This is a genomic window from Pseudomonas sp. VEM90, from assembly GCF_054611535.1.
In genome coordinates this window covers 21,404-33,046 of sequence record NZ_JBTRAR010000002.1, presented here as the reverse complement: position 1 = coordinate 33,046, position 11,643 = coordinate 21,404, and the positions used below count along the sequence as shown (strand labels likewise).

General features: G+C 63.7%; 9 protein-coding genes. 6 read left to right on the top strand and 3 right to left on the bottom strand.

Going from position 1 to position 11,643, the window contains the following annotated elements; translation table 11 throughout:
• Positions 1-7 precede the first annotated feature (7 nt).
• From ACYCCG_RS02485 to gcvP, 6 genes are all read left to right on the top strand, one after another.
• The gene (locus tag ACYCCG_RS02485; RefSeq protein WP_176683046.1) at positions 8-1,225 is read left to right on the top strand and encodes a 2-octaprenyl-3-methyl-6-methoxy-1,4-benzoquinol hydroxylase; all 1,218 of its coding nucleotides are present in this window, start codon (positions 8-10) and stop codon (positions 1,223-1,225) included.
• A 168-nt stretch (positions 1,226-1,393) separates the two neighbouring features.
• A complete protein-coding gene (locus ACYCCG_RS02480; protein ID WP_012054051.1) occupies positions 1,394-2,395 on the top strand; it encodes an extracellular solute-binding protein in 1,002 nt (333 codons plus the stop codon).
• Positions 2,396-2,547: 152 nt separating this feature from the next.
• Positions 2,548-4,170, top strand: coding sequence for an ABC transporter permease (locus ACYCCG_RS02475; protein WP_176682821.1), 1,623 nt, complete (start codon positions 2,548-2,550; stop codon positions 4,168-4,170).
• A gap of 127 nt (positions 4,171-4,297) precedes the next feature.
• On the top strand, positions 4,298-5,380 hold the full coding sequence (gcvT, locus tag ACYCCG_RS02470) for a glycine cleavage system aminomethyltransferase GcvT (protein ID WP_459669340.1): 1,083 nt from the start codon (positions 4,298-4,300) through the stop codon (positions 5,378-5,380).
• A gap of 51 nt (positions 5,381-5,431) precedes the next feature.
• The gene (gcvH, locus tag ACYCCG_RS02465) at positions 5,432-5,815 is read left to right on the top strand and encodes a glycine cleavage system protein GcvH (protein ID WP_176682820.1); all 384 of its coding nucleotides are present in this window, start codon (positions 5,432-5,434) and stop codon (positions 5,813-5,815) included.
• Between the two features lie 235 nt (positions 5,816-6,050).
• A complete protein-coding gene (gene gcvP, locus ACYCCG_RS02460) occupies positions 6,051-8,924 on the top strand; it encodes an aminomethyl-transferring glycine dehydrogenase (RefSeq protein WP_459669338.1) in 2,874 nt (957 codons plus the stop codon).
• 65 nt (positions 8,925-8,989) lie between these two features.
• On the opposite strand, the gene ACYCCG_RS02455 is transcribed toward gcvP, so the two are convergent.
• The 3 genes from ACYCCG_RS02455 to ACYCCG_RS02445 form a co-directional block, all read right to left on the bottom strand.
• Positions 8,990-9,304: a DUF2388 domain-containing protein gene (locus ACYCCG_RS02455; protein WP_176682818.1), complete on the bottom strand. Its 315-nt coding sequence runs from the start codon at positions 9,302-9,304 to the stop codon at positions 8,990-8,992.
• Positions 9,305-9,392: 88 nt separating this feature from the next.
• Complete coding sequence (locus tag ACYCCG_RS02450) at positions 9,393-11,066, bottom strand: GspE/PulE family protein (protein WP_459669336.1); 1,674 nt, start codon at positions 11,064-11,066, stop codon at positions 9,393-9,395.
• Between the two features lie 186 nt (positions 11,067-11,252).
• Complete coding sequence (locus ACYCCG_RS02445) at positions 11,253-11,558, bottom strand: hypothetical protein (protein WP_209969256.1); 306 nt, start codon at positions 11,556-11,558, stop codon at positions 11,253-11,255.
• Positions 11,559-11,643 lie beyond the last annotated feature (85 nt).

Sequence of the window (11,643 nt, the reverse complement as noted above, 5' to 3'; positions counted from 1 at the left end):
CATGGAAATGCGCGCAGATCTGTTGATTGTCGGTGCCGGTATGGTCGGCAGCGCCCTGGCCTTGGCGTTGCGCCACAGTGGCCTGCAAATTTTGTTGCTCGATGGTGGCCCGCTGACGGTTGTACCCTTCGATGCCCAGGCCCCGTTCGAGCCGCGTGTCAGCGCGCTATCGGCGGCCAGCCAGCGCATCCTCGAGCGCCTTGGCGCCTGGGACGGCATTGCCCAGCGGCGCGCCACGCCATACTCCGACATGCATGTGTGGGATGGCAGCGGCACCGGGCAGATTCACTTTTCGGCGGCCAGTGTGCATGCCCAGGTGCTCGGCCATATCGTCGAGAACCGGGTGGTGCAGGACGGCCTGCTGGAGCGCCTGCACGACAGCGACATCGGCCTGTTGGCCAATGCGCGGCTGGAGCAATTGCGTCGCTCCGGCGATGAGTGGCTGCTGACCCTGGCGGATGGCCGGCAACTGCGGGCACCGTTGGTGATCGCTGCCGACGGTGCCAATTCGGCGGTGCGGCGTCTGGCCGGCTGCGAAACCCGCGAGTGGGATTACCTGCACCATGCCATTGTCACCAGCGTGCGTTGCAGCGCCGGGCACCAGGCCACGGCCTGGCAGCGCTTCACTGACGAAGGTCCGCTGGCGTTCCTGCCGTTGACCCGCGATGGCCTGCAGGACTGGTGCTCGATCGTCTGGTCGACCACCCCGGAGCATGCCGAGCAGCTGATGGCGATGGATGAAGCGGCCTTCCTGCAGGCCCTGGAGCGGGCCTTCGAAGGGCGTCTGGGGGACGTGCTGCAGGCCGACCCACGGGTGTGCGTGCCGCTGCGCCAGCGTCACGCCAAGCGCTATGTGGATGAAGGCCTGGCCTTGATCGGTGATGCTGCACACACCATTCACCCGTTGGCCGGGCAGGGCGTGAACCTGGGCTTTCTCGATGCGGCGGTGCTGGCCGAGGTGTTGGTCAATGCCTGCGAGCGCGGCGAGAGGCTGGCCGATGTGAAGGTGCTGAGCCGTTACGAGCGGCGGCGCATGCCACACAACCTGGCGTTGATGGCGGCGATGGAGGGGTTCGAGAGGTTGTTCCAGGCCGATCCGCTGCCGTTGCGCTGGTTGCGCAACAGCGGGTTGAAGCTGGTGGAGCAGATGCCGGAGGCCAAGGCGCTGTTTGTGCGCCAAGCGTTGGGTTTGAGTGGTGATCTGCCGGATCTGGCCAAGGCTTGAGAGTGGCGGGGCCGCTTTGCGGCCCTTTCGCGACACCAGGCCGCTCCCACAGCGTGGCGCAATCACCTGTGGTAGTCCTTTGCAACATCCGGTAACGCCTAGGTAGGTGAGCCAGAAAATGGGATTCACTACCATTCGCACCTCTCATACGATCGAGGAGTGCTTAAAATGTTGCCACGCAAGCCCCTACTGGCCGCCTTGGCCCTGACCCTGTTCGGCGGCACTGCCCAGGCAGCGGACGAAGTGGTGGTGTACTCCTCGCGCATCGACGAGCTGATCAAGCCGGTGTTCGATGCCTATACCGCCAAGACCGGTGTCAAGATCAAGTTCATTACTGACAAGGAAGCCCCGCTGATGCAGCGCATCAAGGCCGAGGGCGACAACGGCGTGGCCGACCTGTTGCTGACCGTCGATGCAGGCAACCTGTGGCAGGCTGAGCAGATGGGCATCCTGCAGCCGATCGAGTCCGACGTCATCGACCAGAATATCCCGTCGCAGTACCGCGCCTCGTCCCACGACTGGACCGGTCTGAGCCTGCGCGCCCGCACCATCATCTACTCCACCGAGCGAGTCAAACCCGAAGAATTGAGCACCTACGAAGCCCTGGCTGACAAACAGTGGGAAGGCCGTCTGTGCCTGCGCACGGCCAAGAAGGTGTACAACCAGTCGCTGACCGCCACCTTGATCGAAACCCACGGTGAGGCCAAGACCGAGCAAATCGTCAAAGGTTGGGTCAACAACCTGTCCACCGATGTGTTCTCCGACGACAACGCGGTGATCCAGGCCATCGAGGCCGGGCAGTGTGATGTGGGCGTGGTCAACACCTACTATTACGGCCGTCTGCACAAGCAGAACCCGAACCTGCCGGTGAAGATCTTCTGGCCCAACCAGGGTGATCGTGGTGTGCATGTGAACCTCTCGGGCATCGGCCTGACCAAGCATGCGCCACACCCGGAAGCCGCGAAGAAACTGGTGGAATGGATGACCGGCGAAGAAGCGCAGAAGCTGTTCGCTGACATCAACCAGGAATTCCCGGCCAACCCGAAGGTGAAACCTTCGGAGGAAGTGGCGGCGTGGGGCAGCTTCAAGGCCGACAGCATTCCGGTGGAAATTGCCGGCAAGCGCCAGGCTGAAGCCATTCGCCTGATGGATCGGGCTGGCTACAACTAAGCGCCAGGCTTTATCCTCTCTGGGCCCGTTAGGGCCCTTTCGCGGGTAAACCCGCTCCTACAGGATCTGCACTGCCTTGCGCGGTCCCCGTAGGAGCGGGTTTACCCGCGAACGGCCGCGCAGCGGTCGCCATCGCACTCGAGATTTCAGCCTTGCCCCACACCCCCCAACGCCGCTGGTACCTCCCGGTCTCCCTGATCGCCGCCTTGGTGCTGCTGCCCCTGAGCGTGCTGCTGCTCTCCTGGCAATCCATCGACCTGCAGATCTGGTCCCACCTGCTCGACACCCAGATGGGCCGCCTGCTCGGCAATACCCTGACTCTGGTGGTGGGTGTGGGTATTGGTGTCACCGTGCTGGGCGTCAGCCTGGCCTGGCTCACCAGCCTCTGCGACTTCCCCGGTCGACGCTGGCTGGACTGGGCGCTGATGTTACCGTTCGCCATCCCGGCCTACGTGCTGGCGTTCGTCTTCGTCGGCCTGCTGGACTTTGCCGGCCCGGTGCAAAGCGCCCTGCGCGAGGTGTTCGGGCCAATGCGCCTGCCTCGGGTGCGTTCCACCGGTGGGGTAATCACCGTCCTGGTGCTGGTCTTCTATCCCTATGTCTACTTGTTGGCGCGCACGGCTTTCCTGGCTCAGGGCAAGGGCCTGATGGAGGCGGCGCGGGTACTTGGGTTAACGCCCCTGCAGGCTTTCTGGCGGGTGGCCCTGCCCATGGCGCGGCCGGCGATCGGTGCCGGTATCGCCCTGGCGCTGATGGAAACCCTGGCCGACTTCGGTGCAGTGGCCGTATTCAACTTCGACACCTTCACCACGGCTATCTACAAGACCTGGTACGGCTTCTTCAGCTTGTCCAGTGCGGCCCAGTTGGCCAGCTTGCTGTTGCTGGCGGTGATGCTGGTGCTGTACGGCGAGCGCCGCGCCCGTGGTGCCAGCCGCAGCGGCAACGAACGACCACGCGTGCAGGCGCTTTATCAACTGCGTGGACTCAAGGCGCTGCTGGCCAGTGGCTGGTGCCTGCTGGTGTTCGCCTGCGCTTTCGTCATCCCGTTGCTGCAGTTGCTGGCGTGGTTCTGGCAGCGCGGCCGGCATGACCTGGATGAGCGTTATATCGGCCTGGTGCTGCACACCCTTTACCTGGGCAGCATGGCGGCGCTGGTCACGGTATGTGTGGCGCTGCTGCTGGCCTTTGCCCGGCGCCAGGCACCGACGGGCGGTATCCGCGCCGGGGTTGGTCTGGCCAATCTGGGGTATGCCCTGCCCGGTTCGGTGTTGGCGGTGTCGATCATGCTGGCCTTCAGTTACCTCGACAACCACCTGGTCATTCCGCTGTCCAGCTGGCTGGGCGGCGCCGGCAAGCCGCTGCTGCTAGGCAGCCTCTCGGCGTTGCTGTTGGCCTACCTGGTGCGCTTCATCGCGGTGGCCTACGGGCCGCTGGAGAGCAGCCTGGAACGCATCCGCCCCTCACTCCCCGAAGCCTCGCGCAGCCTGGGTGTCGGCGGCGCAAGATTGTTTTTCAAGGTATATCTGCCGCTGCTGGTACCCGGTGCCCTTAGTGCCGCGCTGCTGGTGTTCGTCGACGTGCTCAAGGAAATGCCCGCCACCTTGCTGATGCGGCCGTTCGGCTGGGACACCCTCGCTGTGCGGGTGTTCGAGATGACCAGCGAGGGCGAATGGGCGCGAGCCTCGCTGCCGGCACTGACCTTGGTAATGGTGGGGCTGCTGCCGGTCATCGGACTGATTCGCCGTTCGGCCCGTCGACCCGGTCACAGTCACTGAGGATGTCAGCTTGCGACCTTGCGGCTACAATGCGCGGCATTCGCGCGGCGGGTGTGAGTAACAAGAACAGCTGACGACCCAACGTCATCGACCGCCGCCGCTTCGCCACGCCCGGAAGGAGAAACCCATGGGACAGCGCACGCTTTTGTATGACCTGCACCTGGCGCTAGGCGCCAAGACGGTCGATTTCGGTGGCTGGGACATGCCCCTGCACTATGGCTCGCAGGTCGAGGAGCACCACCAGGTGCGCAGCGATTGCGGCGTTTTTGATGTTTCCCACATGACCGTGATCGATGTCGACGGCACTGATGCCACCGTTTGGCTGCAGCGCTTGCTGGCCAACGATGTGGCCCGCCTCGACGACACCGGCAAGGCGTTGTATAGCCCACTGCTGCACGAACAGGGCGGGGTGATCGATGATCTGATCGTCTACCGCACGGAAACCGGCTATCGCCTGGTCACCAATGCCGCCACCCGTGCCAAGGTGCTCGATTGGCTGCAATTGCAGCGTGCCGGTTTTTCCGTGGGCTTCCAGGTCCGACCTGATCTGGCCATCCTTGCCATCCAGGGGCCGCGTGCCCGCGAAAAGGTCGCGGCCCTGCTCAGCGCCGGGCGCGCAGCTCTCATCCGTGAACTGCGCCCGTTTGAAGGCGTTGCCGACGGCGACTGGTTTATTGCCCGCACCGGCTATACCGGTGAAGACGGCCTGGAGATCATCTTCCCGGGCGATCAGGCGGTGGCCTTCTTCAACGACCTGGTCGGCGCCGGTATCGCTCCAAGCGGCCTGGGCGCCCGCGATACCCTGCGCCTGGAAGCCGGCATGAACCTGTACGGCCAGGACATCGACGAAAACCACACCCCGCTCACCTCCAACCTGGGCTGGAGCATCGCCTGGGAACCGGCCGAGCGCGACTTCATCGGCCGTGCCGGCCTGCTTGCGGAAATCGAGCACGGCGTGCAGGAAAAACTGGTGGGTCTGGTGCTGGAAGAGCGCGGTGTACTGCGCGCCCATCAGGTCGTGCGTGTAGCCGGCATTGGCGAAGGGGAGATCACCAGTGGTAGTTTCTCGCCTACGCTGAGCAAGTCCATTGCGTTGGCGCGCGTGCCTATGGCTACCGGTGATCGGGCCGAGGTGGAAATTCGCGGCAAGTGGTACCCGGTGCGGGTGGTCAAACCGACCTTCGTGCGCCACGGCAAGATCCTGATCTGAACAATTTATAACCGGCGGGCGTACCGCTGAGCCAATCGAGGAATTCAAGACATGAGCAATATCCCCGCCGACCTGCGTTTTGCCGAAAGCCATGAGTGGGCTCGCCTGGAAGCCGACGGCAGTGTGACCGTGGGAATCAGCGATCACGCCCAGCAAGCCTTGGGTGATGTGGTGTTCGTCGAGCTGGCTGAAGTCGGCAAAGTGTTTGGCGCTGGCGACGCTGCGGGTGTGGTGGAGTCGGTCAAGGCCGCTTCGGATATCTACGCCCCTGTCGGTGGCGAAGTGATTGCGGTCAACGAAGAGCTGGCTGAGAGCCCGGAACTGCTCAACGAAGAGCCTTACGATTCGTGGATCTTCAAATTGAAGCCAAGCAACCCGGCCGAGCTGGACAAGTTGCTGGATGCTGCTGGCTACAAGGCCCTTATTGGCGAGTAAGACCGCGTCGCCTGCTTCGCGGCTAAAGCCTCCTACACGGGTACAGCACTGCATTCGAGGCGGCTAAAGCCTCCTACACGGGTACAGCACTGCATTCGAGGCGGGTGCAGCCCCTGTAGGAGCGGCTTTAGCCGCGAAGAGGCCGGGCCTGCAGACAAGTTTCCCCGCACAATCGGCAATCCCTTCCTAGACTTGTAAGTCTCCATGAGACCTGGTCTAGGAAGAGAGCGTCGTCATGTCCCAGTCGCCATCCCTGCATCAACTGCAAGAGCTCAACCCATTTCTGCGCCGTCACCTGGGCCCCGATGCCACAGAGCAGCAGGCCATGCTCAACGCGCTGGGTATCGCCAGCCGCAACGAGCTGATCGAGCAGACCGTTCCGCCCGACATCCGCCTCAATCGCCCCCTCGACCTCCCAGCGGCACTGGACGAGCAAGCCGCCCTGGCCAAGCTCGCCGGTTACGCCGAACAGAATCAGGTCTGGACCAGCCTCATCGGTATGGGCTACCACGGCACCATCACCCCCACGGTCATCCTGCGCAACGTGCTGGAAAACCCCGGCTGGTACACCGCCTACACGCCATACCAACCCGAAATTGCCCAAGGCCGGCTGGAGGCGCTGCTGAACTTCCAGCAAATGGTCATTGACCTCACTGGCCTGGCTCTGGCCAATGCCTCGCTGCTCGATGAAGCCACTGCTGCCGCCGAAGCCATGGCCTTGGCCAAGAGGGTGGCGCGCAACAAGAGCAACGCCTTCTTCGCCGACGAGCACTGCCACCCGCAGACCCTTTCGGTACTCAAGACCCGCGCCGAGGGCTTCGGCTTCGAGTTGATCGTCGATTCTGTGGATAACCTTGCCAAACACTCGGTGTTCGGCGCTTTGCTGCAGTACCCCGACACCCACGGCGAAGTGCGCGACTTGCGCCCGTTGATCGACCAGGTGCACAGCCAGCAGGCCCTGGCCTGCGTAGCCGCTGACCTGCTAAGCCTGGTGGTGCTGGCGCCGCCCGGAGAGCTGGGCGCCGATGTGGTGCTGGGCTCGACCCAGCGCTTTGGTGTGCCGATGGGCTATGGCGGGCCTCACGCGGCCTATTTCGCCTGTCGCGACGACTACAAGCGGGCTATGCCGGGGCGCATCATCGGCGTATCGCGCGATGCCCGTGGCAACACCGCATTACGGATGGCCCTGCAGACCCGCGAGCAGCATATTCGCCGCGAAAAGGCCAATTCCAACATCTGCACGGCCCAGGTGCTGCTGGCCAACATTGCTGGCTTCTACGCGGTGTACCACGGCCCGGAAGGCCTGCAGCGCATCGCTCAGCGTGTGCACCGGCTGACCTTCATCCTGGCTGCCGGCCTCGAGGCCAAGGGCATCAAACGCCTCAATCAGCACTTCTTCGATACCCTTACCCTGGATGTTGGCGGTGCCCAGGCGGCCATCATTGAAAGCGCCGAGGCCGCGCACATCAATTTGCGCATTCTCGGTCGCGGGCACCTGGGGGTGAGCCTGGACGAAACCTGCAACGAGCAGACGGTGCTGCGCCTGCTCGACATCTTCCTGGGGGTGGATCACGGCCTGGAAATCACCGCCCTCGACCAGTTGGCCCTGCCTGAAGGCATCCCCGCCAGCCTGGTGCGACGCACGCCATTCCTCGCCCACCCCGTGTTCAACCTGCATCACAGCGAAACAGAGATGCTGCGCTACCTCAAGCAACTGGAGAACAAGGACCTGGCGCTGAACCAGTCGATGATCCCGTTGGGCTCGTGCACCATGAAACTCAACGCCACCAGTGAGATGATCCCCATTACCTGGCCCGGCTTTGCTCAACTGCATCCGTTCGCCCCGGCGGCCCAGGCAGCAGGCTACAAGGCGATGATCGACGAACTGGAAAGCTGGCTGTGCGCGATCACCGGCTTCGATGCGATCTGCATGCAGCCCAACTCCGGTGCTCAGGGTGAATACGCCGGCCTGATGGCCATCACGCGCTATCACCGCAGCCGCCATCAGCCGATGCGCACGTTGTGCCTGATCCCGTCGTCGGCCCACGGCACCAACCCGGCGTCGGCACAGATGGCTGGCATGGAAGTGGTGATTGTCGACTGCGACAACGATGGCAACGTCGACCTGGCAGACTTGAAAGCCAAGGCACACGCGGCAGGGGAGCGTCTGTCGTGCCTGATGATCACCTACCCCTCGACCCATGGTGTGTACGAAGAGGGGATACGCGAAATCTGCGCTGTGGTGCATCAGCACGGTGGCCAGGTGTACATGGACGGTGCCAACCTCAATGCCCAGGTGGGCCTGGCGCGCCCCGCAGACATTGGGGCCGATGTTTCACACATGAACCTGCACAAGACTTTCTGCATTCCCCACGGCGGGGGCGGCCCGGGTATGGGGCCGATCGGTATCCGCGCGCACCTCAAGCCGTTCGTCGCCAGCCACCCGGTGGTGCCGGTGCCTGGGTTGGACCCGAACAACAGCGCGGTCAGCGCCGCGCCCTGGGGCAGCGCAAGCATCTTGCCGATAAGCTGGATGTACATTGCCATGATGGGCCCGCAGCTGGCCGACGCCAGCGAGGTGGCTATCCTCTCGGCCAACTACCTGGCCAGCCGATTGGGCGCGGCGTTCCCGGTGCTCTACCGTGGGCGTAATCAGCGCGTGGCGCATGAATGCATCCTTGATCTGCGGCCGTTGAAGGCACTGACAGGCATCAGCGAAGAGGATGTGGCCAAGCGCCTGATGGACTACGGCTTCCATGCGCCGACCATGTCCTTCCCGGTGCCGGGTACGCTGATGGTGGAGCCGACCGAGAGTGAGTCGAAGGCCGAGCTGGACCGGTTCGTCGAGGCGATGCTGGCGATTCGGGCGGAAATTGAAGAAGTACAGCAGGGCAACTGGCCAGCGGAGAACAACCCGCTGAAGCATGCACCGCATACCTTGGCTGATGTGCTGGGGGTGTGGGACAGGCCGTATAGCCTGGAGCAGGCGGTGGCCCCCAGTGCTCACGTGCGCCAGCACAAGTACTGGCCGGCGGTGAACCGGGTAGACAACGTTTATGGGGACAGGAACCTGTTCTGTGCGTGTGTGCCGGTGGAGGCTTATCGCTGAGGTTGGTGTTGGATGCTTCGCGGGTACCTGTAGGAGCGGGTTTACCCGCGAAGCAGGCGACGCAGTTACTCGGCTACCGCATTCTTGGCCAGGATGGCATTGGCCAGTTCCATGTCGGAAGCCTGCATCCCTGGGTTCTCTGCCCGTGCCTCGCGCATGGCCGCTTCCAGGAACGGCCCGCGGATCGCGCCTTCGCTGGCGACGAAGCTGCTGGCGTCATCCTGCGCGGCCACCACCCGCTTGTGATCGCGCGAGGTCAGGTAGCTCGACGCCGTGGTAGCGCCGGAAGTCATCACGTTACGCCAGAAGGTATCGGCCATGGCCGAGCCAAGAGGCAGCGAAAGCAAGGTAGCCGCGGCAATGGCGGTTTTGAGACGCATGTTGAAACACCTCGAAGGGTGATGATTGAAGATGCGCGCTTGGATCTTTACGGGCAAGGCAAGTTCCTTGAATACAAAGGACTTTTCGTCAGTTGCAGACGCGCAGCACTTCCTCGGTACGGGTCTGCCCAGCGGCCACTTTGGCCTCGCCGCAACGGCGCAGGTCAATCAGGCCATCGGCCAGCGCCTGGCGCCGCAAACGGGTCAGGTCGGCATCAGGGCCGATCAATGCGCGCAAGGTGTCGCTGGGCTCGAGCAGTTCGAATAATCCCGTGCGCCCCTGAAAGCCGGTGCCGCGGCAGGCTCGGCAGGTGACTGATGAGCCTGCCTGGCAGTCGGTGCAGACGGTTCGCACCAGGCGCTGGGCCATCACCCCGATAAGCGTCGCCTTGATCAGGTAGTCGGCTACACCCAGCTCTTGCAAGCGGGTGATGGCTGCACAGGCGTCGTTGGTATGCAGGGTCGACAGCACCAGGTGCCCGGTCAGCGCTGCCTGCACCGCCACCAGGGCGGTTTCGCGGTCGCGAATTTCGCCGATCATGATGATGTCGGGGTCTTGGCGCAGCATGGCCCTGACCGCGTTGGCGAACCCCAGGTCCAGCGCTGGCTGCACCTGCAGCTGGTTGAAGGCTGATTCCAGACGCTCGATCGGGTCTTCGATGGTGCACAGGTTGACCTGAGGTGTGGCCAGCAGTTTGAGGCTGGTGTACAGCGTGCTGGTCTTGCCAGAGCCGGTGGGGCCGGTGACCAGGATGATGCCTTGGCGCTGACGTAGCAGGCGCTGCCATTGGGCCAGTTGCTGGCCTTGCAGGCCAAGGCGTTCGAAGCCCTCTTGCAACTGGTGCGGGTCGAACAGGCGCAGCACCAGTTTCTCGCCAAACGGGGTGGGCAGGGTCGAAAGCCGCAGCTCCACTTCGCCACCGCCCGGTAGGCGGCTTTGTAGCCGGCCGTCCTGCGGCCGGCGCTTCTCTGCAACGTCCATGCGGCTCAGGTGTTTCAGGCGGCTGACGAGGGCCAGGGTGACCCCGGCGGGGAAGGCATAGACGGTGTGCAGCAGGCCATCGATGCGGTAGCGCAGCTGGCCCTGTTCGCGGCGCGGTTCCAGGTGAATATCGCTGGCGCGTTGCTCGATGGCGTACTGCAACAGCCAGTCGACGATATGAACGATGTGCGCGTCGTCTGCGCTGGCCTCGGCCTGGCGTTTGCCCAGCTCGAGCAATTGCTCAAGTTCCCCCAGGCTGGCCGACTGCTGGTATTGCGCGCCTTTTACCGACTGGGCCAGGCGGTGGAACGACTGCGCTGACTGACGGATCTGCTGCGGGCTGGCCAGTACGCGACGGATCTCCCGGCCGAGGCTGCGGGCTAGGTCGGCCTGCCAGTCATCCTGGAAAGGCTGGGCGCTGGCGACGGTGACGCTGGAGGCATCGGCGGCGACGATGAGGATGCCGTGGCGCTGGGCGAAGGCTGGGGAGATCAGGCCGGTGACCTGGGGCAGGTCGAGTTGCATGGGGTCGATGCGCAGGTAGGGTTGGCCGACCTTGTCGGCCAGCCACTGGCAAAGGTGCTCCAGGTCCAAGGGCTGGCCGGGGTGCTGGCGGCTTTCCAGGCTGCAGGCGGCGATGTGCTCCAGTGGGTGGCTAGCGGGGTGGGCAGCGGCGTGTTCGAGTACTTGCAGGGTATCGCTGACGTGCAGGTGCTGGTCAGCGAGCAGGGCCTGGAGCACGTGCTTGAGGTCGAGTGCAGGGTTGTCGGGGGTGTGCATGGTTGGCGTCCGTGCCTGATCGGGTAGTGCTGATCAAGGCTAGCCGGGCGGCGGGAGGCTATCGGAGGTGAAAGGTTTCGGAATTTTGCTGCGCCTGTATCGGACGCTTCGCGGGTGGACCCGTTCCTAAAGGGATCGCACGGGCCTTTAGTGCTATGGCGGTACAGGCCCGGCAGAGAGGGTGGTTCAGACCACTGCCAACGCCACTCGCTGCAAGTTGGTCAGGCTCACCTCACCCACACACACCAGGTTACGCAGCTTCTGTGCTATGACCTCGGCCCGGTGCCAGCTCAACCCGCCAATGCCGATTTCGATATCCAGCCAGTCATCCTGCTGCCTGACCTGCACGCTATGCGGGGTCAGGAACTGCAAGGCGAACAGGTTGAGCACCCGGCACAGGCTATCGGGCTCGGCCTCGGCCTGCAGGCGATAGTGCACGGTGCTGTGGGCGTTGGTGGCGGCCCAGGCGTCGGTACGGGGCTGTGCGTTCATGCTGGTCTCCGCAAATGAGGGAGAAATTCTTGCACGTTGCTGGCGGCATTTTTTCGCTATGATTGGGCTGTTTCACCTTAATGGT

Bases quoted from the DNA above. Each gene is read 5' to 3' on its own strand.
- ACYCCG_RS02485 (WP_176683046.1), top strand. From the start codon at position 8: ATGCGCGCAGATCTGTTGATTGTCGGTGCCGGTATGGTCGGCAGCGCC.
- ACYCCG_RS02480 (WP_012054051.1), top strand. From the start codon at position 1,394: ATGTTGCCACGCAAGCCCCTACTGGCCGCCTTGGCCCTGACCCTGTTC.
- gcvT (WP_459669340.1), top strand. From the start codon at position 4,298: ATGGGACAGCGCACGCTTTTGTATGACCTGCACCTGGCGCTAGGCGCC.
- gcvH (WP_176682820.1), top strand. From the start codon at position 5,432: ATGAGCAATATCCCCGCCGACCTGCGTTTTGCCGAAAGCCATGAGTGG.
- gcvP (WP_459669338.1), top strand. From the start codon at position 6,051: ATGTCCCAGTCGCCATCCCTGCATCAACTGCAAGAGCTCAACCCATTT.
- ACYCCG_RS02455 (WP_176682818.1), bottom strand. From the start codon at position 9,304: ATGCGTCTCAAAACCGCCATTGCCGCGGCTACCTTGCTTTCGCTGCCT.
- ACYCCG_RS02450 (WP_459669336.1), bottom strand. From the start codon at position 11,066: ATGCACACCCCCGACAACCCTGCACTCGACCTCAAGCACGTGCTCCAG.
- ACYCCG_RS02445 (WP_209969256.1), bottom strand. From the start codon at position 11,558: ATGAACGCACAGCCCCGTACCGACGCCTGGGCCGCCACCAACGCCCAC.